The organism is Frankia sp. Mgl5 (genome assembly GCF_023242985.1).
Taxonomy (GTDB): domain Bacteria; phylum Actinomycetota; class Actinomycetes; order Frankiales; family Frankiaceae; genus Parafrankia; species Parafrankia soli.
Genome location: NZ_JALKFY010000814.1, coordinates 1 through 23,211, shown reverse-complemented (window position 1 = coordinate 23,211; position 23,211 = coordinate 1). Strand labels below are relative to the sequence as shown.

21 protein-coding genes are annotated in these 23,211 nt (G+C 73.7%); 2 read left to right on the top strand and 19 right to left on the bottom strand.

Annotated features, from left to right (window positions below):
- The first annotated feature begins 236 nt into the window (after nt 1-236).
- Nucleotides 237-788, top strand: coding sequence for a histidine phosphatase family protein (locus tag MXD62_RS31655; RefSeq protein ID WP_248833037.1), 552 nt, complete (start codon nt 237-239; stop codon nt 786-788).
- 61 nt (nt 789-849) lie between these two features.
- Here the strand turns inward: MXD62_RS31655 and MXD62_RS31650 are convergent, their stop codons facing one another.
- The 6 genes from MXD62_RS31650 to MXD62_RS31625 all read right to left on the bottom strand — a co-directional run bounded on the left by MXD62_RS31650 (nt 850) and on the right by MXD62_RS31625 (nt 8,830).
- Nucleotides 850-1,941 carry an ATP-grasp domain-containing protein gene (locus MXD62_RS31650; protein WP_248833036.1) on the bottom strand — a complete coding sequence of 364 codons (1,092 nt, stop codon included), beginning with the start codon at nt 1,939-1,941 and terminating at the stop codon, nt 850-852.
- A gap of 92 nt (nt 1,942-2,033) precedes the next feature.
- Nucleotides 2,034-2,258: a hypothetical protein gene (locus tag MXD62_RS31645; protein ID WP_071063712.1), complete on the bottom strand. Its 225-nt coding sequence runs from the start codon at nt 2,256-2,258 to the stop codon at nt 2,034-2,036.
- 38 nt (nt 2,259-2,296) lie between these two features.
- Nucleotides 2,297-3,817, bottom strand: coding sequence for a trehalose-6-phosphate synthase (locus tag MXD62_RS31640; protein ID WP_248833045.1), 1,521 nt, complete (start codon nt 3,815-3,817; stop codon nt 2,297-2,299).
- A 393-nt stretch (nt 3,818-4,210) separates the two neighbouring features.
- The gene (locus tag MXD62_RS31635) at nt 4,211-4,474 is read right to left on the bottom strand and encodes a hypothetical protein (protein ID WP_018499991.1); all 264 of its coding nucleotides are present in this window, start codon (nt 4,472-4,474) and stop codon (nt 4,211-4,213) included.
- Between the two features lie 112 nt (nt 4,475-4,586).
- Complete coding sequence (locus MXD62_RS31630; RefSeq protein ID WP_248833035.1) at nt 4,587-5,867, bottom strand: hypothetical protein; 1,281 nt, start codon at nt 5,865-5,867, stop codon at nt 4,587-4,589.
- Between the two features lie 56 nt (nt 5,868-5,923).
- Nucleotides 5,924-8,830: an FtsK/SpoIIIE domain-containing protein gene (locus MXD62_RS31625; protein WP_248833034.1), complete on the bottom strand. Its 2,907-nt coding sequence runs from the start codon at nt 8,828-8,830 to the stop codon at nt 5,924-5,926.
- Between the two features lie 476 nt (nt 8,831-9,306).
- On the opposite strand from MXD62_RS31625, the gene MXD62_RS31620 reads away from it, so the two are divergent.
- The gene (locus tag MXD62_RS31620) at nt 9,307-9,885 is read left to right on the top strand and encodes a hypothetical protein (RefSeq protein WP_248833033.1); all 579 of its coding nucleotides are present in this window, start codon (nt 9,307-9,309) and stop codon (nt 9,883-9,885) included.
- Nucleotides 9,886-9,945: 60 nt separating this feature from the next.
- Here MXD62_RS31620 and MXD62_RS31615 read toward each other — a convergent pair whose 3' ends face one another.
- The 13 genes from MXD62_RS31615 to MXD62_RS31555 all read right to left on the bottom strand — a co-directional run bounded on the left by MXD62_RS31615 (nt 9,946) and on the right by MXD62_RS31555 (nt 22,369).
- Entirely contained in the window at nt 9,946-10,758 is an 813-nt protein-coding gene (locus MXD62_RS31615; RefSeq protein ID WP_248833032.1) for an ABC transporter permease, read from the bottom strand.
- Nucleotides 10,755-11,804, bottom strand: coding sequence for an ATP-binding cassette domain-containing protein (locus MXD62_RS31610; protein WP_248833031.1), 1,050 nt, complete (start codon nt 11,802-11,804; stop codon nt 10,755-10,757). The genes MXD62_RS31615 and MXD62_RS31610 overlap by 4 nt, the downstream gene beginning before the upstream one ends.
- Nucleotides 11,805-11,867: 63 nt before the next feature.
- Nucleotides 11,868-12,494 (bottom strand): MerR family transcriptional regulator, encoded by a 627-nt coding sequence (locus MXD62_RS31605; protein ID WP_020462474.1) that lies wholly within the window; start codon nt 12,492-12,494, stop codon nt 11,868-11,870.
- 361 nt (nt 12,495-12,855) lie between these two features.
- On the bottom strand, nt 12,856-13,341 hold the full coding sequence (locus MXD62_RS31600; protein WP_006540374.1) for a bifunctional nuclease family protein: 486 nt from the start codon (nt 13,339-13,341) through the stop codon (nt 12,856-12,858).
- A gap of 159 nt (nt 13,342-13,500) precedes the next feature.
- Nucleotides 13,501-14,316: a MerR family transcriptional regulator gene (locus tag MXD62_RS31595; protein ID WP_248833030.1), complete on the bottom strand. Its 816-nt coding sequence runs from the start codon at nt 14,314-14,316 to the stop codon at nt 13,501-13,503.
- A 16-nt stretch (nt 14,317-14,332) separates the two neighbouring features.
- Complete coding sequence (locus MXD62_RS31590; RefSeq protein ID WP_020572244.1) at nt 14,333-14,878, bottom strand: FHA domain-containing protein; 546 nt, start codon at nt 14,876-14,878, stop codon at nt 14,333-14,335.
- A 409-nt stretch (nt 14,879-15,287) separates the two neighbouring features.
- Nucleotides 15,288-15,668 carry a glycine cleavage system protein GcvH gene (gene gcvH / locus MXD62_RS31585; protein ID WP_020462477.1) on the bottom strand — a complete coding sequence of 127 codons (381 nt, stop codon included), beginning with the start codon at nt 15,666-15,668 and terminating at the stop codon, nt 15,288-15,290.
- A gap of 114 nt (nt 15,669-15,782) precedes the next feature.
- Nucleotides 15,783-16,634: a DUF881 domain-containing protein gene (locus MXD62_RS31580; protein ID WP_248833029.1), complete on the bottom strand. Its 852-nt coding sequence runs from the start codon at nt 16,632-16,634 to the stop codon at nt 15,783-15,785.
- On the bottom strand, nt 16,631-16,981 hold the full coding sequence (locus MXD62_RS31575) for a small basic family protein (protein WP_248833023.1): 351 nt from the start codon (nt 16,979-16,981) through the stop codon (nt 16,631-16,633). The genes MXD62_RS31580 and MXD62_RS31575 overlap by 4 nt, the downstream gene beginning before the upstream one ends.
- Nucleotides 16,978-17,880, bottom strand: coding sequence for a DUF881 domain-containing protein (locus tag MXD62_RS31570; RefSeq protein ID WP_248833022.1), 903 nt, complete (start codon nt 17,878-17,880; stop codon nt 16,978-16,980). The genes MXD62_RS31575 and MXD62_RS31570 overlap by 4 nt, the downstream gene beginning before the upstream one ends.
- A 67-nt stretch (nt 17,881-17,947) precedes the next feature.
- Nucleotides 17,948-20,464: a mannose-1-phosphate guanyltransferase gene (locus MXD62_RS31565; protein WP_248833044.1), complete on the bottom strand. Its 2,517-nt coding sequence runs from the start codon at nt 20,462-20,464 to the stop codon at nt 17,948-17,950.
- Nucleotides 20,465-20,490: 26 nt separating this feature from the next.
- Entirely contained in the window at nt 20,491-21,093 is a 603-nt protein-coding gene (locus MXD62_RS31560; protein ID WP_248833020.1) for a CDP-alcohol phosphatidyltransferase family protein, read from the bottom strand.
- A gap of 232 nt (nt 21,094-21,325) precedes the next feature.
- A complete protein-coding gene (locus MXD62_RS31555; RefSeq protein ID WP_248833019.1) occupies nt 21,326-22,369 on the bottom strand; it encodes a C40 family peptidase in 1,044 nt (347 codons plus the stop codon).
- Between the last annotated feature and the right edge of the window lie 842 nt (nt 22,370-23,211).

Genomic DNA, 23,211 nt, shown 5'->3' with positions numbered 1-23,211 from the left:
CATCGTCCCCCCCGGCGATGACCGGGCCGTCCTCGTCGGACGCCTCACGCCACCACATCGAGACCACAGGCCGGTGGGCGGCGTAACGAAGGCATTGACGGAGACCTCCGGCGATGGGCAGTCTGCGAGTCGTCACGGCGCCTGTGCCGGCGCGTTCGACGGGCGTTCGACAGGCGACAGACGGGGAGGACCATGGTGTCCGGTGGCGACGGGTTCGCGCGTGCCGAGGCCGCGCGGTGAGGCCCACCTCGCGCCTACTGCTGCTGCGGCACGCCAAGTCCGACTGGACATCCGACCCGGAGGTCCGTGACCAGGACCGCCCGCTCTCCCCGAAGGGGCGCCGCGGTATCGCGCTGGTCGCCGACTACCTGGCCGCGTCCGGTCTCGAGCCCGACCTCGTGCTCTGCTCGTCCGCCGTGCGCACCCGCGAGACGGTGGAGCACCTGGCCGACGCGCTGCCCGGCGACGTCCCGGTGCTGGTGGAGGACCGGCTCTACCTGGCCGAGGCGAACGACCTGCTGGCCCGGCTGCGGGAGATCGACGACGGTGTCCCGACCGTGCTGCTGGTCGGCCACAACCCGGGCATCCACACGCTCGCGGTGGGGCTGCTCGCCCCGTCCGAGCGGCACCGCGTGCCGACGTTCCCGACGGCGGCGCTGGCCGTGCACGACCCCTCGGTGCCGCGCTGGGCCGAGCTCGGCCCGGCCACGACGAGGCTGCTCGACTTCGTCACCCCGCGCTCCCTGCGGACGTCCGCCGGCACCCCCGGGGACCCGGCGGACGACTGAGCCACCGGGGAGCGACTGGCCCCGACAGGCGACTGGCACCGGCAGGGGGCCGGCCGGGCCGTCAGGCGGGTTGGGCTCGGTCGGGGCCGGTGCTGCGGCGGTGCACCCGGCCGGCGGCCGAGCCCAGCCGACGGGCGGCGTCCCGGGCCACGCCGTGACCACGCGGGCGCGGCGAGAGGCGGTCGAGCGGGCGCATGACCATCGCCTCGTTGTAGGCGATGAGCGTCTGCGGGAGGTCCGGCGAGCCCACCTCCACCGGCTCCCCGAGCAGGAGCGCGAGCGCGAGCCAGGGCAGGTTCAGCCCGGCCGCCGCCGACTGGTAGGTCCCGGAGGCGGCCCGCGTGTTGACCTCGAGCAGCACCGGCGTGGCTCCGCGGTAGCGGACCTGGACGTTGTTCAGGTACGCCAACCCGAACTCCTCGACGACGCGGGTGGCGAGCTCCGTCACGGCCCCGTCCGCCCGCAGGTTGCGGGTCCAGGGCAGGCCGTCCTTGCCCCGCGGCACCGCCGCCAGGACACTGCCGGGCACCGCCACCGGGCCCGCCCCGGGCGCGGGGCTCGTGCCGGGAGCGGGGCGGGAGAGCACGTCGACGCTGAACTCCGGCCCGTCCAGGAACTCGCCCACGACGAGGGCGGGGAAGCTGCCGGCCCGGCCGAGGATGCGTTCCATGGTGGCGGGGCTGACCCGCACCGACGGCGGCTCGAACAGCGCCGTCAGGCGCTCGGCGTCCCCGTCGATGATCCGGAAGCCCTGGCCGCCGTGGTCGACGTCCGGTTTGACGCAGACCGTGCAGCCCGCGGCCGACAACTCGTCGCAGGCGGCCTCGAACTCCGCGAAGGTTGTCACCGTCCGGGTGTGGGGCACCGGCAGGCCACGGGCCGCCATCGCCGCGTACTGCCCGGACTTGGTAGTGAAGATCCGCGCCGAGGCGGCTGGGGAGCACATGACCCGCACTCCGGCGGCCTCGAACTCGCCGACCCGGGCGGCGACGTCCAACATGTTGCGCCCGGGGACGAACACGTCGATCCCGTGCCGGCGGCACGCCGCCAGTGCCTGCTCGACGAACTCGTCGCCCTCGCCCGATGGCTCGTCGATGACGGCGTCGCAGGCCTGCAGGAACGGGGTGCTCGGGATCTGGTGGGAACCGAGCACCGTCAGCCGGCCGGGGCCGGCTCCGTCCCGCAGCAGCCCGATGAGCTGGTAGGTGCCGCGCCAGGTCTGGTTGAACCAGAGGCGCGCCGCGCTCAGTACGCCTGCTCCATGATGTTGGAGGCCAGGCCGATGGCGGCACCCGCGACGATCGCCACACCGGCCGCGATCCACAGGGGCACCGAACCGAGGATCAACGCGAGAGTCCCGAAGATGAAGGCGGCGATAATGATGTACACCGCCGCCCAAGAGCCCACGTTGCCCCGCACATGACCGGTCTCCGACACGTCAACTCCTGTCTCGTCGTCCACGGTAACCATGCCCGACCTCCCGCCGAGCGTACCCGCCCGGGAACGTCTCAGGAGAATCCAGCCAGGTGACGCAGATCCGCCAGTTGGTCGTTGAGCCATCGCCGGACGTCGTGCGTGCGGACCTGCTCGGCGGCCGCGGCGAGCCGACGGTGCCGCTCCTCCATCGGCATCGTGAGCGCGGTGTAGAGGGCGTCGGCCATCTGCTGGACGTCGAACGGGTGCAGCGTGACGGCGAACTCACCCAGCTCCTCGTGCGACCCGGCCATCTCGGACAGCGCTAGCACGCCGCCGCGCCGGTTGACGACGGCGACCTCCTTGGCCACGAGGTTCATGCCGTCGGCGATGGCGTTGACCATCAGCACGTCACAGATCGAGTAGGCGGCGACCGCCAGCGCGAAGTCCTCCACCATGCGGAGATCGATGGGCTGGCGCCCCTCCTTGGTGTGCTTGGCGTTGATCTCAGCGACGACCGCGCCGATCAGCGCGATGTAGTCGGCGTACTCCGGGACGTCGGTCCGGCTTGGCTGCAGCAGCGCGAGGAAGCTGACCCGCCCGACGAGCTCGGGATGCTGGTCGAGCAGGGTGCCGAAGGCCAGGAAACCGCGCACCACGTTCTTGCTGGGGTCGGTGCGGTCCACCCGGAGCACGAGCTGGCGGTCCTCGTCGAGGAACACGTAGCGCAGCATCGCCATGTGGGCGGCGACGTCCTCGCTGGCCAGCGTGGCGTCGAGGGCCGCCGGGTCGACGGAGATCGGATAGTAGCGGGCGCTCACCACCCGGTCGTTCACCGTGACGGTCAGGTCGTCGAGGTTGATCGGCAGGCCGAGCAGCTCGCCGGCGCACAGCACGAAGTTCCGGGCGTAACGGCGGGTGTGAAAGCCGACGACGTCACTGCCGAGCAGGCCGCGCAGCAGACGTTCCCGGATGTTCCCGGGCAGCACGCGCCATTCGTCCGGGCCCGGCCACGGAATGTGCACGAAGTGGGTGAGAACAACGTCGGGGCACTGTTCGCGGACGTGTTCGGCCACCAGGTAGAAGTGGTAGTCCTGCAGCAGCACCAGCGCCTTGCCGCCGCGGGACCGCACCTCGTCGGCGACGGCGTCGGCGTAGACCCGGTTCACCGCGGCGTAGCCGTTCTCGAACGCGTCGTGCTCGGCCCGGGTGAGCACCGGAGCCAGCGACCGGCCGTACAGGCCGTGCTGGATGAACCACAGGATCGGGTTCGACCAGACGCTGTAGAAGTCGGCGTAGGCCTCCGGATCGGTCACCACCAACCGGACCCTGATCGACGGGCCGTCCGGCTGCCCCTCGACGACGTGCGGGGTCGGCTGGGTCTGCACCAGGATCGCGCCGCCGTCGTTCTCACCGGCGACGGCGGCGTCCTCGGGGGTCGCGGCGCCGCACACCCAGACCGCGTCGTCGAGGTGTTCGGCGAGGCCGGACAGCGCGGACACCAGCCCGCCGGCGCCACGGTTGACGGTCCGGCCGGACGCGTCACGATCGAAGCTGACAGGACCTCGGTTGGACAGCAGAACCAGCGGAAGATCGAGCAGGTCGATGTCCGACACGGCGGAAGAAGCCCTCCTGGTCGTCATGGTGCCCGGCACCGTCGGTCGGCGCACGGCCGGCAATGTGGGCACTGTCGGCCACGGCCCGCCGAAGGGTCGGGCGCACGGGACAATCCGGACTGTAGTGAGCCTGGCTACCGGATGCACCGCGTTGCCGCCCGGCCAGGACGTTGTTACCCGGACACCCGGCGGGTTACCACCACCGCACAGCGCGTGCGGGTCTCCGTGACACGGACCCCGACCAGTTCGTCCGCGTACGCACCACTGCGCGACCAGTGCACATGCCCGGCCGGTCCGGCCGCACCGCGCGCCGCGGTTCTCCCCCGCCGACACCGGCCCCACCGGCAGTGTGTCCGACACCACGTCGGAGCCGAGCCGGTGGTACGCAACCGGTCACAGACCGTCGCGGTAGACCTTGACCTCCTGGACGGCGTTGCCGAGCGCGGCGAGCGCGTTCTCCAGGCTGTCCCTGGTCTCGACCAGCGCACTGGTGAGCTGCTCGACGGCGAGGTGCTCACTGCCGTCGGTGGCCGCCACGACCATCGCCTGCGCTTCCTCGATCATGTTGAGCGCGCCCTCGAGCTGGCCGGTCACATCTTCCGTGCGCCGGAACGCCTCGTCGAGCTGCGCCTTGACGTCGGCGATCGTCCCTGCCACCGTGCACTCCGTTCGTTGACCGACTGGGTCCTCACCACCGGCTGGGTCCTCTCACCGGGTGGTCCCCGCACCGGGTGGTCCCCGCACCGGCGCGGGCTGCCCGGCCCCGGCCTCAGCGCCGCCCGGATCCGCCCTGGCCGGTGGGTTTGGACGAGCCGGTGGCCGCGCCGAAGCCCAGCCCGAACCGCAGCGCGAGCGCGAGCACGGCCAGCGAGCCGATGGCCCCCGCCGGCTCGATGGGCACGAAACCGAACGTGGCGAAGACGGCGACCGCCGCCGACGCCGCGGCGAGCAGGGCGCTGCGCACCGCGGCCGCCGCGGACGAGCCGGTGGCCGCGACCACCGCGATCGCGCCCACTCCCCCGGCCGCGGCGAGGCACGGCAGGGCCGGCGCCGCCACGAACACCCGGGCCGCCACCGTCAGCGCGCCGCCGAGCGCGCAGCACAGGGCGGTGACCAGCCCCGCGGACATCCCGGAGGCGCCCTTCGTCACCGCGCGCAGCTCGGCGGAGCGGGCCATCACCTCCAGGCACAGCCGGTAGGCAAGCTTCTTCGCCCGCTCCGGGTCGACCAGACCGTCGGCGCCGACCAGGCCGCCGGCAGCCGGCGCCCGGCCGCGGGACCCACGGCCGGACAGCTGGCCGCCGGACGCCGCGCCGAGCCGCTTCCCGCCGCGCTGGCCCATGGAGGGCTGCTCGTCGACACCGCGGGCCCGCGAGCCGCGCGACGCGCGACGGCCGCCCGCCGCGTCGATCGTCACAGCCGTGGGACGGCCGCCGCGGCCGCGGTCGAGCCCGTCCAGATCGCCGGCGTACCGCTGGTAGACGGCCTCGAGGTCGGGCCCCTCGCCCCTGCGGGGGCGCACCTGGTCGAGCTCGCCCAGGCCGTGCGGGGCCAGCGACCCGCCGACGCTCCCCCAGACGACGCCGATGCGTGTGCGGATGTCGTCGGCCGCCGAGTGGTGCCGGCGGGCGATCACGTCGTGCCCCTCCTGGCGGGCGGCGAGGCTCTCGGCCAGCCGGGCCCGCACCGCGTCGGAGGCCCCCATCAGCTCCCGGTACCGGTTGGCCGCTACCAGCGGATGGTCGAGCTCCCGCGGCACGAACGCGCCGGGCCGGGGCGGCACGGCCGCGGCGGAGCCGGACCGGGGGGTGGGAGCGGTGGCGCCTGAGGGCATGGTCGGCACGAGCGGCCCGTCCGGGATCTCGGCGAGGCCGGAGCCGATCGTCCCGCCCGTCCCCGGGGCGCTCCCGCCGCCGCTCACGCTCCCGTTCCCCCGCCCGTGGCCCAGGTTGGGATCGGGACCGGAGCCGGGGTCGGGAGGCCCCAGCCCGCCGCTGGCACCCGCCCCGGCAGCGTCGGGACCCGTCGAGAGTCCATATGGATCAGCCACCCTCCGCGCATTCCCCGCCCCGGGCGGATCACTCACCCCACGCCGGCCCGCGCCGCTCACACCGCCGCTCCGCTCTCGGTCGCCGACCCCGTGCCGAGCGGGGCGAACGGGACGACGGTGCGCGGCTCGGCCTGGGCGTGCCGGTCGAACAGCACCGCCCGGTTCGGCGTCGTGCCCGCCGTGACCGGACGGTGCCCCGCCAGGCCGAACAGGTCACCACCGGGCAGGCCCGTCGCCGCCCAGGCCGCGATGTCGTCCCGGTGGCCCGGGCCGAGGTCGTCGACGAGCCGGGACGGCGCCCGCCACCAGCAGAGCAGGTGCACGCCGGTGGCCGGGCCGCGCCGGGTCAGCGTCCGCAGGTCGTCGAGGCCGGACCGGCGCGACGCGTCGTCGCGCGCCTCGAGCCCGGCGCGGCCGGCGTCCATCGCGAACACGACGATCAGCCGCATGCCCGCGGCGGCCTCGCCCCGCCCGGCCAGCGCGGCCTCCTCCCGGGCCCGGATCTCCGCCGCGGCCGACCCCAGCACCCCCCGCAGACCGGTGACGTCCGTGACATGGGTGGGATGCCCGGAGCGCCGCAGGACGTCCGCCATGACCTCGGCCGCGGCCACCGTGGCCGGATCGGCGGCGACCACGTCGACGACCAGCCCGCCGCGCGGCGTCTGGGCACCGACGGACACGGCCGCCGCCTGGACCATGCCGACCGCCTCGCGGCGCAGCGGGCCGAGGATCGCCAGGTGCCGGCCCGGCAGCCGGGCGAGCCGCACCCCCACCGCCGGCGGGGCCAGGTCCAGCGGGACGCCGACGAAGGCCAGCGGGTCCCCCGCCGCCTCCCCGGGCAGCGGCGCCGGCCGCCCGGCCAGCGCCTGGAAGGCCGGGTTGTCGGCGAGGACGGCCGGCGCGTGGCCGACGAACACCCGCGGCGCCCGCATCGGCGGGACGGCCCGGGCCACGAGGGCCTCGATCCGCTCCCGCAGCCCGGCGATCACCTTCGGGTCGGGATAGGCCACCCGGACGTGCTCGTTACCGATCGGATGGCCGTTGCGCCGGTTCACGATGGCCTCGCCGACACCGGACAACGCGCCCGCCGCCTCGTTCGCGGTCGACAGCAGAACCCGGGACTCGGAGATCGACGTCCGCAGCGCGACGCGCAGCGCGAACTGGCCGAAGATCGATCCGCGCTTGCCCGCGGTCGCGTCCAGCGCGTCGATGCCGGACAGCGTCTGGCTGGCCAGCAGCAGGTGGATGCCGTAGGCGCGGCCCTGGCGGGCGATCACCTCGAGCAGCGCGACCGCCTCCCGGGCGACCGCGTCGAGTGGGGTGAGCATGACCTGGAACTCGTCGATCACGATCAGGGTGCGCGGCCAGGCGGAGCTGCGGTCGGCGGCACGCAGCCCACGCAGGTCGCGCGCGCCGACGGCCCGCATCGTCACCGAGCGCCGCTGCATCTCGTCCCGGGCGGCGCGCAGCACCGCGACGCCGAACTCCCGGTCGCTCTCGATGCCGACGGTGTCGGCGTGCGGGAGAAAGAAGGGGTCGCCCGGACGCGCGGCGAACTGGGCGAACTCCAGGCCCTCCTTGAAATCGAGGAGGTGGAAGCGGAGCTGGTCCGGGCCGTAGCGGGCGGCCAGCCCGTAGACCACGTCGAGCAGCAGGGTCGACTTCCCGGCCCCGGCCTGGCCGCCCACGAGGCCGTGCACGGTGTCGTCATCGAAGGCGAGGGTGACCTCGCCGTCCGGGCCGTGCGCCACCGGGACGGAGACCCCGGCCGAGCTCTCGTACTCCCAGAGCCCGGCGGGCAGCAGGCCGCCCAGGTCCGGCGCGCGGGCGGCGGCGCGCTCCACCCCGGCGGCGACCCGGGCGGTGACATCCGAGACGACCACCGACGGCGGAGGGTCATCCAGGACGCAGCCGAGCAGGCCGGACAGGGTGGTGCGCCAGCCGCCGGGCATCCCGCCGTCGCTCTCGCCGCGCAGGGCCAGCAGCTCGACCGCGGTGATCGTCTCCGCGTTCGGCAGTCGCCCCGCGGCCCGCCCGCCGGGGGCGTCGACCCCACCGCCCCCGGGTTCGACGACCGCGATGACGTGCACCCCGCACGAGGGGCCCTGGGAGGCCACCGCGTCCAGCGCACGGGCGGCCTCGTCGGGCAGGGACGGCCAGCCCAGCAGCACCAGCAGCCGCCACGGCTCCGACCGGGGCAGGCCGGCGTCCTCCCGTTCGCGTAGCGAGTCGAACCGGCCGGCGAGGCGTTCGACGGTGATCCGGCCGACCTCGCCGGAGAGCTCGGCGAGGGCGAGCTCGAGGCGCGCGCGGCTGGTCAGCGTCGGGCCGACAACCCCGGCCACCCGCAGCGGGGCGAAAGCGGCCAGGCCGGCCCCGAGCTCGTGCGGGTCGTAGACGGTGATCCGGACGCCACCCGGGGGGACGCTCGCCAGGATCCGGGTGAGCAGGCCGCGGACCAGGCCGACCGCTTCGCCGCGGCGGGGGCGGGTGGTCTCGATCTGGAGGTTTCCCGCGTCGAGCAGCGGCACCGCCAGCGGCACCTCGACGGTGCGCTCGCCGCGGGCCAGCGGCGGCACGAGGATCCGGCCCAGCCGCCACAGCCCCGGCCGGACCGGTGGCCCGGGCGTGGGGTCGGCGCCGCCCGCGGGCGGTGTTCCCCGCCACTCCGTTCCCCGCCACTCCGGCGCGTCCCAGCCGGCGCCGGCGAACGCGGGCGCCTGCCGCCGAGCGAGCGCGCCGGCCTCGCTCAGCGCGAGCGCGACCTGGTCGAGATCGCCGGCGAGGTCGGCCGGCACCGCGCCGAGCGTCTCCGGGTCGAGCGCGGCGGCCGACGGGACGGGCAGCGCGCCGGAGGCCAGCTCGGTCGCCTGCTCGTCGAGCTGGTCGGCGAGCGCGAGCGCCGCCTCCAGGCTCTCCGTGATGCCGGAGACGAGCAGGCGTGCTCGCCGCGTGCCCGACACCTCGACCTCCTCGCGACAGACGACCGGAACGTCTCCTGACCGGGCCGCGTCCGCGACGCCACGGCACCTGGTGCCACCTGGCGGATCACCGCTCGCGATCAGTCACTGGGACACCACGCTAGCGACCGTCGCGTCGCGTCGTGCCGTTTCACCGCATGCGGGACCGGCGACCACCCGGGTGTCTCCGGCCGGCGTCTCCGACCAGTTCAGCCGATAAACGTGGGAAACACCCGACGATGAACTGGACCGTACCGGATGGCCGCCGGGACACCGACGGTTTATCCGCTGTGTCGCGCGTGTTCAATGGCCCGGCGGAGGAGCATCGACGTGGACGCCGTACGGGAGGCACACAAGTGGCGGATCCGGGGCGCATGTCCGGCCTGGACACGGGGTCGGAGACGAAACCGGACGGGCTGGCGGGCCCCGGGGCCCCGGCCGGCGTTGGTGGCGGCGGCGGTGCTGGCGACGTGGATAGCGTGACCGGTATGGACGGCGTGGCTGGTGTCGACAGCGTGGCTGACGTTGACAGCGTGGCGGGTGGCCCGCTTCAGGCCTCCGCCGCGGCGGAGGCGCCGGCGGACCGACCGCTGGCCGTCATCGACGTCGACGGGGTGGTCGCCGACGTGCGGCACCGCCTGCGCTTCCTGCGGGCACGCCCCGGTGACTGGGACGCTTTCTTCGCTGCCGCGGACGTCGATCCACCCCTGGTCGAGGGGGTGGAGCTGGTGCACTCGCTCGCCCACGACCACGAGGTGCTCTGGTTGACCGGGCGCCCGGAGCGTTCCCGGGCCGCGACCGAGCGCTGGCTGCGGGAACAGGGGCTACCCCTCAACGAGCTACGGATGCGCCCGGACGCGGACCGCCGCCCGGCGCGGATCTTCAAGCGCTCCGAGCTGCGCCGGCTCGGCACGCACCGCCGGGTCGCCGTCGTGGTCGACGACGACCCGGCGGTCGTGGAGCTGCTGCGCGCCGACGGCTGGCCCGTGCTGCGCGCCGACTGGGTCGCCTACGAGCCCACCCTGGGCAACGCCCAGAACACCGAGGGACGCACCTGAGGCCGCGGCCCGCCACGATCGGCCCTGCCGTGATCCGGGCGGCCTGATCTCGCGGCCTCGTCAGCCTGCGGCGTCCCTCCGGAAGGCCCGGACGGCCAGCGGCCCGAACAGCAGCAGGATCCCGCCGCACCAGGCGAGTGAGAGCAGCAGGTCGTCAGCCACCGGGCCGCCGAGGAACAGGGCGCGCACGGCATCCACCGTGACGGTGACCGGCTGGTGGTCGGCGAACGCCTGCAGCCAGCCCGGCATCGTGTCGACCCGGGCGAAGGCGGAGCTGGCGAAGACGAGCGGGAAGACCCAGATCATCCCGCCGGACTGTGCCGCCTCCGCGCTGCGGACCGACATGCCGATCACCGCCGACACCCAGGAGAAGGCGTAGGAGAAGATCAGCATGACGCCGAATCCCGCCAGGATGGCCGGAACCGTGGTGTCACCGAAGCGGAAGCCGACCGCCAGGCCGACCAACAGCATGATCAGGATGATGAAGGCGTTACGGACCAGGTCGGCGAGTGTCCGCCCGGTCAGCAGGGCCGAGCGGCTCATCGGCAGCGACCGGAAGCGGTCGATCAGCCCCTCCTCCTTGTCGTTGGCGAGGCCGATCCCGGTCATCATCGCGCCGAAGATCACTGTCTGCACGAAGACGCCGGGCATCAGGAAGTCGACGTAGTCGAGATCCGGGCCGACGTCGATCGCGCCCCCGAACACGTAGCTGAACAGCAGGACGAACATCACGGGCTGGATGGTCGCGAAGACCAGCAGCTCGGGCACCCGCCAGGTCTTCATCAGGTTGCGTCGGCACATCACCCAGGCGTCGAGGAGCTCCCAGGTCAGCCGGCTCCGCCCCGCGACGGGTGTCAGGTCGAGAGTGGTCATGCCTTCACCAGATCCCGCTCGTCGCCGCCGGTACGCGGGCCGGGAGGCCCGTCGTCACCGCCCGGCCCGCCGGGGCCGGGCGCACCCGCCGGGCCGCGCGCCGGGGCGGCGCCGTGACCGGTCAGGGTCATGAAGACGTCGTCGAGGGACGGGCGGTGCAGCGCGACGTCGACGATCGTGACCCCGATCTCGTCGAGGCCGCGCACGACCTCGGCGAGGATGCCCGCGCCGGAGACCGGGACGCTCACCCGGCGCTCGTCGGCGTCCACGGTGGCCGCGCCGGTACCGGACCGGGCCAGCACCTCGGCGGCACCGCCGAGGTCGCAGCCCTCGGCCACGGTGATGTCGAGCCGGTCGCCGCCGATCTGGCGCTTGAGGTCGTCGGTGGTTCCCTCGGCGATGACCCGCCCGGTGTCGACGACGGAGACCCGGTCGGCGAGCTGGTCGGCCTCCTCCAGGTACTGCGTGGTGAGCAGCACGGTGGTGCCGTCGCGCACAAGGTCGGCGATCACCCGCCACATCGCCTGGCGGCTGCGTGGGTCCAGCCCCGTCGTGGGCTCGTCCAGGAACAGCACGGCCGGCGCCATGATGAGGCTCGCCGCGAGGTCGAGGCGCCGACGCATGCCGCCCGAGTACGTCTTCGCCTGCCGCCCGGCGGCCTCGGCGAGGTCGAAGCGCTCAAGCAGCTCGGCCGCCCGCGCCCGCGCGGTGCGGGCTGACAGCCGGTACAACCGGCCGAACATCTCCAGGTTCTCCAGGCCGGTCAGCCGCTCGTCGACGGCCGCGTACTGGCCGGTCAGGCCGATCCGGGGACGGACCAGCTGCGGCTGGCGCAGCACGTCGACCCCGAGAACCTCGGCCCGCCCACCGTCGGCGGCGAGCAGCGTGGCCAGGATGCGGACAGCGGTCGTCTTGCCGGCACCGTTGGGGCCGAGAACGCCGTGGACCGTGCCCTCCGCGACGAGGAGGTCGAGTCCGGCAAGGGCCGTATGTCGGCCGTAGCTCTTGCGAAGGCCCTCGACGAGGACCGCGGGATGATCAGTCACACGGGGACCGTACGCCAGGCCACCGACAGTTCCCCAACGGTTTTCCCCCGCGGGGCGTGCCGATCAGGCCGAGCTGCGCCGCCGCCGGCGGTGGGCCAGCTCGTCGCCGGGGTGCGTCGCCGCCGGGTTGCCGGGGCGCTCGCAGGGCAGCTCCGCGAGCTGGCCGCGCATGTCCTCCAGCGCCCGCCCGACCGCGATCGCGAAGACGCCCTGACCACCCCGGACCAGGTCGATCACCTCGTCGTCCGAGGTGCACTCGTAGACGGTCGAGCCGTCGCTGATGAGGGTCAGGTGGGCGAGGTCCGCCACTCCCCTGGTCCGCAGATGGTCGACGGCGGCCCGGATGTTCTGCAGCGACACCCCGGCTTCCAGCAGCTTGCGGACGACCCGCAGGACCAGCACGTCGCGGAACGAGTAGAGGCGCTGGCTGCCGGACCCGCTCGCCCCGCGCACGCTGGGCACGACCAGGCCCGTGCGCGCCCAGTAGTCGAGCTGGCGGTAGGTGATGCCGGCCGCCGAGCAGGCCGTCGGCCCGCGGTATCCGACGTCGTCACCGGGCGGCTGCGGGATCTCGTCGCCGAAGAGCTGACCCTGCTCGATCATGGTCGTCCGCTCGGCATCCACCCAGGCGGGATCGGCTTCGTCCGGCGCCACCCGCGCGGCTGCTCCGATCGAGGTGCCACCATTCACCAGTCCCATCCTCCGGACAGTCCGGGAGCCTCACGGCCCGCCCGCTGACGACACCGCCCACACCGGCGCCGCGCCACACGCCCACCGGCCCGGGCCCGCGCCGCGTCGGCGGCGGGGCACCGTGGCCGCCCCCGGCGGCGAACGGCGACGCATCCCCGCGCCGGCCGGCGCACCGGCTGGGCAGCCGGTTCGCCCGACCGTAAGGGCGGGGCATCGTCTCTTCAATGATCCAAGCCGGCGTGTCCGTAGTCCAGCGGACATGCTGACCGCACCAGGACAAGTGTGCGCCCAACCGGACGAGCTACCCCGCTCGGGTCACATCCGGCGCGGCATTGGGGCCTCGCGGCCCTCCGAGCCTGGTTCAGGAGCCCGGCGTGTTGAAGTCCTCCGGCGAGATGGTGTCCAGGAACTCCCGGAACTTCTCCAGCTCGCTCTCCTGCTCCTGTTCCTGCTCCTCTGGGACGGTGATCCCGGCCTCGGCCAGGACCGCCTCGACCCCGTACACGGGAGCGCCCATCCGCATGGCCAGGGCGATCGCGTCCGAGGGGCGGGCGGAGACCTCCACGCCGTTACCGAACACCAGCGTGGCGAAGAAGACTCCGTCCTGCAGGTCGGTGATGGTGACCTGGGTCAGTTCCGTCTGGAGTGCCCGCAGCACATCCCGCATCAGGTCGTGGGTCATCGGCCGGGCCGTGGTGATGCCCTCCTGAGCGAAGGCGATCGCCGTCGCCTCGACCGCGCCGATCCAGATCGGCAGGTACCGCTCCCCGCCCACCTCCTTGAGCAGGACGATCGGCTGCTTCGACGGAAGCTCGACACGCACGCCGACGATGTCCAGCCGATGCACCGATCTACCTCCTAGCGCAGGTGGGGTAGGGCGGGACGCTGTGACCGGAGCCAGAAAACCCCACGGGGAGACAGTATCCCCGCTACCGCCCCGCGTCAGCGCGCCCGCCAGTTCTCACTTTCCGTGAAAGATGGCGCCGTTTTGGGTGACCGTGCCCCGCTAGCCTGGTCGGCTGCCGGTCAACCGGGTCCGCAACAGCGCGGCATGCATGCGCACCAGCAGGGTGGCGAGCTCGTCGGCGGTCTCCGCGGCGCGGCCGTCCGACTCCACCAGGCGACCGGACCGCAGCGGCGCGACCGCCGCCTCGATGAGACCTGCCTCACGATCCGCCGCCGCGCGGGCGGCACGCAGGTGCCGCGCCTGGACGCCGTGCGCCGCGAGCAGGGCCACGGTACGTGCCACCAGCAGGGCGTCGGAGTCGTAGTAGCCGCCGCCCGCGATCGGGCCGACGAGCCCGTTGCCCTCCAGTTCGGCCAGCGAGTCGTCGTCGAGGCCGCTGGCGGCGAGCAGCTCGCGGCGGGACAGACGGACCCGCTCCGCGCCCAGCAGGCCGTCCAGGCCGCGGACAGCCGGCCGGTCGGGCACGGCACGCGGGCCCGTGCGGGGTAGCGGGGTGTCGCCTCGGTCGAGCGCCGCGAGCTCCTCCTTGATCACGCGCAGCGGGAGGTACCGCTCACGCTGGGCGTGCAGCACGTGCCGCAGGCGCATGACGTCGTCGAGCGAGTACTTCCGGTAGTTCGCGCTGGTGCGCGCCGGCTCGACCAGCCCCTCGGACTCCAGGTAGCGGATCTTCGAGAGGGTGATGTCGGGGTACTCGGTGCGCAGTCTGTCCAGCACCTCGCCGATGTTCAGGGTCTTCGCGGCATCCTCGGGCCGCTGTCCCGGGCCGCTCCGCCGCGACGATCCCGGCCGGGACTCCTCCGCACGACCGGACGAGCGCATGGGTTCCGCCGCGGCGCTGCTGCCGCCGCTCACCTCGTCGTGGACCTGTTCACCGAACCCCGACCCCCCCGTAGGTCGCGCCCGTCAGGAAGACCAGGCGGAACTTGCCGATCTGGACCTCGTCGCCGCCGGTGAGCTCCGCGGAGTCGATCCGCTCCCGGTTCAGGTAGGTACCGTTCAGGCTGCCGACGTCACGCACGGAGAATCCCTTGGTGTAGGGCGACCGGTGGAACTCGGCATGCCGCCGGGAGACCGTGACGTCGTCGAGGAAGATGTCGCTCTCCGGATGGCGCCCGACGGTGGTGAGATCGGCGTCGAGAAGGAACCGGCTGCCCGCGTTCGGGCCTCGCTTGACGACCAACAGGGCCGAGCCGGGCGGAAGCGCGTCGACGGCGGCGACGGCGTCGCGCTCGGTCGACTCGTCGACGTGGTCACCCTCGATGCCGGAGAGCGCGGCGGCCAGGTTGAGCGTCGACGTCTGCTCCGCGGGTCGCTCCGGCGCCACGGGCTCGCCCGGACGCACCAGAGGCGACCCGCACCGCGCGCAGTACAGCGCGTCGGACGGGTTCTGCTGGCCGCACCTCGTGCAGAACACAGTCTCGTCCGCTTCCTGCCGGATGCCCGCAGGCGGGAGCCCGGCCGCTCGGTCCGCCGCCCTGACGGCGGCAGGAATGTTCCCCGACAGAGGCCTGGCCCGATGTGATCGGGCACTCACCCCGCGCGAACGGCCGAACGCGGCGGTGTCCGCGGCCGATGCCGTCACGGCGCACTCCGAGGCTAGTGCATCAGGCGCACCGCCGCGAAAAGGGTGCGTCGGGTGTTTGTTCGGCGTGGCGCCACCGCACGCGGGCGGTGGCCGCCCTTCACTTGACATCAGACGAGGTAGGACATAGCCAGGCCAATGCGCATAGCACCGCCCAATGACCGCGCCCGCCCTGGGAACGCCTGTCCCGGAATGACAGTCCGGCCACGAACTTCACGCCGGCCGCGAACTTCCCGCGCGGCTACTGCTCCTTGACGTGCTCGCGGTAGGCGGTGGCGTCGAGCAGGTCGTCGAGGACGGCCGCGTCCACCACCGTGACCTCGACCAGCCAGCCCTCCCCGTAGGGGTCGGAGTTCACCAGCTCAGGGGCGGCGACGAGCGCCTCGTTGCGGGCCGCGACCTCGCCGGAGACGGGCGCGTAGATGTCGGAGACGCTCTTGGTCGACTCGACCTCGCCGCACGGCTCCCCGGCCGAGACGGCCTGCCCGACCTCGGGCAGCGACACGAAGACGATGTCGCCGAGCGCCTCCTGCGCGTACGCGGTGATACCGACCCGCACCCTGTTCCCCTCGGCCCGGGCCCACTCGTGCTCACGGGTGTACTTCAGGTCGTCCGGGTACACCGGAATCGCCTCCTGCGGTCGTGGTGCCGAGCGCCGGCACGGGCGTCGACGGACGCATGGGACCGTCCGGACGGCCGGCACCCACCGCGACGGCGTCGTCGCGGGGCGCGCCCCTCAACCGGCTGGACGGGCAAAACGGGGGGTCGGAACGGCCCGCAGCGCCCTGATCTCGATCCGATCCGAGTTCGTGACCTCAGCATGCGCGCCATCCCGGGTAGCTACCGTATCGAGCACTCCGCCAGGAATCCGCATTGCCTGGGCAAGCGTGTGCGCGTCCCCGACCACGCGCAGCTCGTAGGGCGGCGCGACACTGCCGCCGTCCACGGTCATACCGCCGCCGGGAGCGTCGACGATGTAGGTGGAGGCCACAACACGGACACCGGAGAGCTCGATCGCCTCGGCACCGGCGTCCCGCAGCTCCTGCAGGGCGTCGACGAGGATCCACGCCTCGACGGTCCCCCGCGGGTCGTCGATGCGGAGGGTGATGCCCGGCCCGGTCGCCGGGCCGGTGCCGGCGAGCACCGCCAGGGCCTCGGCCTCGCGGCGGGCCCGGTCGAGGTCGGCGTCGCCGCGCGCGCCGTCGGCGACCGCGGCGCGGGTCTGCTCGAGACCGGTGGCCTCCACCTCCAGCCGCCGCCCGGCGACGGCGAGGTCCTCCAGCTCGGTGGCGAGCTCGTCGGGCCGGGCCGCCGCCAGCCGCTCGGGCGTGTCGGCGATACGGATCATCACGGCGACACCGAATCCCAGCACCGCAAGCAACAGAACCGTCACGTATCGCAACAGCCGTACCCGGGAGCCGGTGCCGCCGCTCGTCGCCTTCCCGACAGTCGGGCGCACGACAGCGGGGCCGCCGCCGGCCGGCCCCGTGGTGTCCGGCGGCTCCCCGAGCGGCAGCTCACCGGGAGGCGACTCGCCGGGCGGCGGCACGTGGAGCCGAGGAGCGCGGGGCGGCAGCTCGCCGGTCACAGTTTCAGCAGCGATCGGCGGACCGCGCTCGCGTTGGTGAAAATCCTGATGCCGAGGACGACGACCACCGCGGTCGACATCGCGCCGCCGACGCCGAGCGCGTCGCCCAGCGCGACGAGCGCCACGGCCAGCAGCACGTCCGACAGGAAGGACACGACGAAGACACGGTCGGAGAAGACCCGCTCCAGCGCCGCGCGCAGGCCCCCGACCGCCGCGTCCACCGCGGCGACCACCGCCACCGGCAGGTACGGGTCCAGCCAGGTCGGGGGCTTCGGCGCGACGAGGAGCCCGGCGACGACGCCGACAACGAGCGCGAGCAGGCCGGTGATCGCACCTTCACGGGTCAAGATCCGCTCCCTCGGGCATATCGGAGGCTCGGGCTGGGGGCCGCCGGCACGGTGACGTCGTCCAGGCGGGCGACGGTCACGGCGTTCGGGGGTGCGCCCATCCGGGTGCGCAGGCGCAGCGTGACCGCCGCGGCGGTCACCCCCGGAACGATCGTGTCAGGGTCCCCGACGACGTCGACCACGTAGGGTGCCGCGACCGGGCTCAGGCCGACCAGGATCGTGTCGCCCGCGGCGCGCACCGCGCTCAGCGCGGTCAGCCGGACCCCGTTCACGGCGATGGCCTCGGCGCCGGTGGCCCACAGCGCGTTCACCATGTCGGCCAGGTCGTGGTCGGCGAGCCGGCCGTCGGGGCCCTGTGCCGTCGGCCGCGGGTTGCCCGCGTCGGCGGGCGGCCCGGCCGACGGGTCGACGAGGGTCACCCGCGCGCCGGGGCCGCGTGCCGGCGCCAGGCCGGCCGGCGCCGCGAGCGCGTCGATCTCGGCGTTCGCGACCGCCCAGAGCCCGTCGGCCGTCCGGCGCCGGTTCACCAGGCTCTCAGTGGCGGAGCGGAGCACGGCCACCGAGGAGGCGAGGCCGTCCCGGTGGGTGGAGCGGGCCTCGTACTCGGCGCTCAGCCGCGCCCGCAGCCGCTCCCGGGACGGCGCGTCATCGACCGCCTGGCGCACGCTCACGGCGACGAGCAGGCCCGCGAGGAGCAGCGTCAGGGGCAGCAGGAGCCGTCTGGCCCACCCGCCACCGCGCCGACCGGCTCCGCGCGCGGCGTCGGAGTCCCGCGCGTAGGCGGGCTCGAGCGCGTCGGCCACGATCCGCTCGAGCACCGTCGCCGCGGCGCCGCCCGCCAGTGGGCTCCCCCCGCTCGCGCGCGTGGTCAGCCGTGTCCGTCCGTGCACATCCGGCATTCTCGCCGACGGCCGGCTGGCCACTGTGGCATACCCGTCGCGTTCCGCCGCCGGGAAGCCGTTACGATCATGAACGGGTGACGGGAGCCTGCTCCGGCGGCACTGTCTCCACGACGGCGCTCCACCGGCGCACCAGCTTCTGCGCGCCGCCCAGATCCGCCGCCTCGGCCCACAGGTGGGTCACCGCCTCGGACGGGTCGGGCAGCACCAGCACCCAGGATCCGTCCGGGCCGACGACGCGCACCCCGTCGGTGGTGTCGACCTGGTCGCCCGAGTCGACGTCCACCGACTCGACGACGCGGCGCATGACGGTGCCCTTCTCCGCCCACGGTGTGGGCACCGACGCCCGCACCATCGCGACCGGAGGGATCCGCGCGTCTATCGCGCTGAGCGTCAGCCTGGTCCGGGCGACCAGCGCGACCAGCCGGACGAACGCCGCCAGGCCGTCGATCACGGGGGCGAACTCCGGCACGACGAACCCGCCCCGCCCGTCGGCGGCGAAGACGATCGGCTCGGCCTGCACGACCCGGGAGAACTCGGAGCCGGACATCGACATCCGCCGCACGGTCAGGCCGTGGAAGCGCCCCACCTGGTCGGCGACCCGGGTGGTGGTGACGGGCACCGCCGCCTGGGCGCCGCGGTTCTCCGCCGCGACGAGGTCGAGCATGACCAGCAGGGCCCGCTCGTCGCTGATGAGGTCGCCGCGCTCGTCGACGATGGTGATCCGCTCGCCGATGTGGTCGAAGCGGACCCCGAACGCGGCGCGCGAGCTCGCCACGAGCGCGCCCAGCCGGTCCAGAGCCCTGCGCTCCTGCTCGGCGCCGGGCTCGGGGTAGGTCTCGTCCAGCCGGCCGTTGACGGTCAGCACGTCGACGCCGAGCCGGCCGAGCAGGGTGGGCAGCAGCAGCGACGCCGCTCCCCCGGACGGGTCGACGACCACCTTGAGATCCGCCTCGGCGAGCCCGCTGGTGTCCACCCGGTCAAGCAGGTCCTGGGTGTAGACGTCGGCCGTGCGCGCAGGGAAGCGCAGGTCGCCGATCTCGCCGGGGAACGCGCGGCGGAACTCCTGCCGGGTGAACACGCGGTCGAGCTTGCGCTGCGCGGCCGGGGAGAGATCGTCGCCGTCGGCGTCGAGGAAGACGATGTCGATGCGCTCGGCGTCGCCCGGCTTGGAACGCAGCATGATTCCGCCGGCCGCGTCCGAGGTGCGGACGTCGAAGCGCGCGACCGGCAGCGGGGCCACCTCCAGGTCACGGACGTTGATCGCGCCGGCGGTGAGGGCACTGATCACGGCCCGTTTGAGGGCCCGGGCCGCGCGCGAGCCGTCCCGCGCGGTGGTGACGGTGGAGCCCTTCTTCAGCGTCGTCGCGTACGCGCTGGCCAGGCGGACCACCAGCTCCGGGGTGATCTCCGCATTGACCAGTCCGGAGACCCCGCGTGGGCCGAACAGCGACCGCTGCCCGCGCGACTCCCAGATGACGCTGGTGTTGACGACCGCCCCGGCCTCGATGGTCTTGAACGGGTAGACCTTGACGTCATGGGAGACGAACGCCTCCTCCTGGATGACGCACTCGTCGCCGATGACCGCGCCCTCCTCTATGCGCGCGGCCCGCAGCACGTCCGTGCTCTTGCCGATCACGCAGCCGCGCAGGTTCGTCCGCGGGCCGATGAGCGCGTTGTCCTGGACGACCACCCGGTGCAGGAAGGCCCCCCGCTTCACCACCACGTTGCTGCCGAGCACGGTGAACTCGCGCAGCTCGGCGCCGGCCTCGACCTTGCTGTAGTCGCCGACGACCAGCGGGCCCTTGAGGATCGCGTCGGGATGGACGTCGGCGTCCTCGCCGATCCAGACCCCCGGGGAGACCTCGAACCCGCCGATCGAGACGTCCACCTGCCGGTTCAGCACGTCCGCCTGCGCGCGCTGGAAGCTGGCGATGGTGCCGACGTCCTCCCAGTAGCCGCCGGCGACATAGCCGAACACCGGCGCCCCGGCGGCGACCAGCCGGGGGAAGACATCCCCGGACCAGTCGACCGCCTCTCCGGCCGGGACGTGGTCGAGGACCTCCGGCTCCATCACGTAGATGCCGGTGTTGACGGTGTCGGAGAACACCTGGCCCCAGGTCGGCTTCTCCAGGAACCGGGAGATCCGCCCGTCCTCGCCGGTGATCACGATGCCGAACTCGAGCGGGTCGGGCACCGACTTGAGCGCGACGGTGACCAGCGCGCCCTGCGCCCGGTGGTAGGCGACGAGGTCGGTCAGGTCGATGTCGGTCAGGGCGTCACCGCTGATGACCAGGAACTCCTCGTGGCGCAGCGCGTCCTCGGCGTTCTTCACGCTGCCCGCGGTGCCCAGCGGCGTGGTCTCCGTCGCGTAGGACAGGTGCATGCCCAGCTCGTCGCCGGAGCCGAAGTAGTTGCGGATCATCGCCGCGAGGAACTGGACCGTCACCACGGTCTCGTCGAAACCGTGCCGCTTGAGCAGCCGCAGGACGTGCTCCATGATCGGGCGGTTGACGACCGGCAGCAGGGGCTTCGGCAGGTTCGCGGTCAGCGGCCGCAGCCGGGTGCCCTCGCCGCCCGCCATCACGACGGCTCTCAAGGGTTACCTCCCTATTTTCGCGCCGCGGCCAGGCGGGCGCGTTCCCCGGCCAGCCGGCGGGCCTGTTCTGCGTAGAGGAGGCCGGACCACCAGTAAAGAGCGATACCCCAGATGGCGAACGCCCACCCGAGCGGGCGGGCCGCCGTCGCCAGCCACGAGTCGCCGGCGGACAGCAGCAGGAGCGGGAAGGCGTACAGCAGGTTGAAGGTGGCCGCCTTGCCGAGGTAGTGGACGGGCAGCGCGGTGCCCAGCCCGAGCCGGTGCAGCACGGGCACCAGGCCCAGCAGCGCGACGTCCCGGCCGACGAGCGCCAGCGCGAACCAGAGCGGGACGATGTCGCGCAGGGTGAGCGCGACGATGGTCGCGAGGATGTAGAGCCGGTCGGCCAGCGGGTCGAGAGCCACCCCGAGGCGGCTGGTCTGGTTCAGCACCCGGGCGAGCTTGCCGTCCAGGTAGTCGCTGACGCCGGCGAAGGCGAGCACGCCCAGCGCGGCACCGTCCGCCTCCGGGCCCAGCGCGAGCCAGAGGAAGAGCGGCACGCCCAGCAGGCGCAGACCGGACAGCAGGTTCGGGATGGTCCAGATCCGGTCGGAGGCCTGCGTCTCCGCCGTCACGCCGCGTCCCTCCTCCCCGACCCGGCCGCACGAAGACGGGCGCCGACGGCTCGCGCGCCGACCGCTGGACGCGGGTCGTCGGCTCTGACGCTAGCGGATGGGCGCCGGCCGGGTCGCCGAGTGGTCGCCGCCGTCCGGGCCCGGCGTGGTGCGGGACGGCGCGCGGCCAGGTGCGGGAGCGCGGAGCGCGGGGGGCACTCGGCCCGATTCGGGCCGAGTGCCCCTCCGCGCGTCACATGATCCGGCCGACCTTGTAGGTGGAGCTGTAGATCGGGCGGAGCGACACCACACCGCCGGTCTGCGGCGCGGCCCACATGTAGCCGTTCCCGGCGTAGATGCCCACGTGGTAGATGTTGCCCTCGGTCCCGTAGAAGATCAGGTCGCCGGGGCGCTTACCGGACTGCGGCACGTGGGTCGACACGTTGTACTGGCCCTGCGCGGTGCGCGGCAGGGAACGTCCGAGCTGCTTGAAGACGTACTGGACCAGGCCGGAGCAGTCGAACGAGTAGGGACCCTCCGCCCCCCACACGTACGGCTTGCCCTTCTGTAGCGAGGCCAGGTAGACGGCCTTCTCCCCGATCGAGCTGCCCGGGATCACCGACGGGATGGCCTGGCTGACGGCCGGGCGGGGCGCCGTCGGCGCCTTGATCGTGATCGTGGCCGCGCCGGCCAGCGAGGGCCGCAGCGCGCTCGTGCCGTCGAAGACGGCGGTGATCGTCGTGGTGGTCAGCAGCCGCGCGGTGATCTGGGCCTGACCGTTGGTGTCGGTCGTCAGCGCCGTCGAGGTCTGCCACTTCGGCCCGTTCACCACGACGAGGCGGACCCGCTGGTTGGCCAGCGGAGCGCCGCCAGCCTCATTGGCCCGGACGGTCAGCACCACCGGGGCGTTCGGCGCGACCGTGGTGTTGTCCGCCGTCAGCGAGACCTTGGTGAACATCGGCTCGGAGGACGCGATCGCCCCCGCCAGCGGCGCGGCGGCGGCCGCGGCGTCCGGTGCGTCCGTCCCGCCCTGGCCCGGCAGCACGGAGGCCGTCTGGGTCGCGCCCGGGTCGATGGACGCGGTGCCGTCCGGGGTGGCCGGCACCGTGGCGGCGAAGGCCGCCGTCGAGGCCGCGAGCGTGCCCGTGGTGAACGCGGCGATCGTCGCCGCCCGACGAGGCGGCTGGGAGGTGCGCCGCCGGGCGCCCGTACCCGATCGGGCGTTCGAGGGGCGCTGGCGCCCCTTGACGAACTGCTCCCAGTCCTCGGGCAGCCAGGCAATTCCACGACGGGGCAACGCGTGTCCTTCTCTCTACCGGCGCCTGTGAGGCGCTCTGCCGCGCTCGGCATCGCACACCGACCCGCCGGCCAGCACGGCCGGCGGGACCGGATCGGCCGTCCGGCGGCCGGACGGATCGCCCGGTCACCGGGACCACCGAGGTCCCTCGTCCTGCCCCGCCTGTCTCGGAGGGGTCGTCGGGCCGGGGGCAGGACACGGCGCTTCGGCTCGACGCTTTACATACATCGGACGGTGCTCGGCACTCTCAAATAGCTGTGCACGCAGGTGCCGATGCTGAAGATAGTGGACTTCGGCACTTGCCCGACAATCACCCCCCTCACAACAATCGCCCACCTTCCCGGAACGCGAGGGTTCGATCACGACATGGAAATAGCCGCTTACTTTCCGTCGGATCAACACCCGGCGGGCGTGGGGCGGACGGGCCGCGACGGCACCCGGGGAGAGGCCGCTGATGCCTGCCTGATATAGGCATTCGGGCTTCCGGCGCCGGGCGGGCGGATCATCAGGGCGACGCGTGCCGGAACGCCCCCGCACGGGCCGCCAGACCGCCCCGGACGTGGCCTTTTGGGTCCGGGCTCCAGCGACGGCGGGTCTGCGCGGCCACACCGGGCAATACGCGTGAAACAGAATGGGCGGGACGGGCTCGACCTTCGTGGGGGTGTGCGACCGCCGCGGAGCGCCCGCAAAGCACATTGGGGCCACCGCGAAACATCCGACGAAAGGTCGCCGGCCGGCTTAGCCGGTTGGGGCCGGCGGAGCGGGGGCGTTCGGCGCCGCGCCCCCCCCGCCCCCCCCGGGGAACGGCGCGGCCGGCGCCGGCGGGGCGGGCATGGCCGGAG

What these genes read in the sequence shown, in the direction of transcription:
- MXD62_RS31645 (WP_071063712.1), bottom strand. Translation starts at nt 2,258, where the DNA reads ATGGTTACCGTGGACGACGAGACAGGAGTTGACGTGTCGGAGACCGGT.
- MXD62_RS31615 (WP_248833032.1), bottom strand. Translation starts at nt 10,758, where the DNA reads ATGACCACTCTCGACCTGACACCCGTCGCGGGGCGGAGCCGGCTGACC.
- MXD62_RS31570 (WP_248833022.1), bottom strand. Translation starts at nt 17,880, where the DNA reads ATGCCGGATGTGCACGGACGGACACGGCTGACCACGCGCGCGAGCGGG.
- MXD62_RS31565 (WP_248833044.1), bottom strand. Translation starts at nt 20,464, where the DNA reads ATGGCGGGCGGCGAGGGCACCCGGCTGCGGCCGCTGACCGCGAACCTG.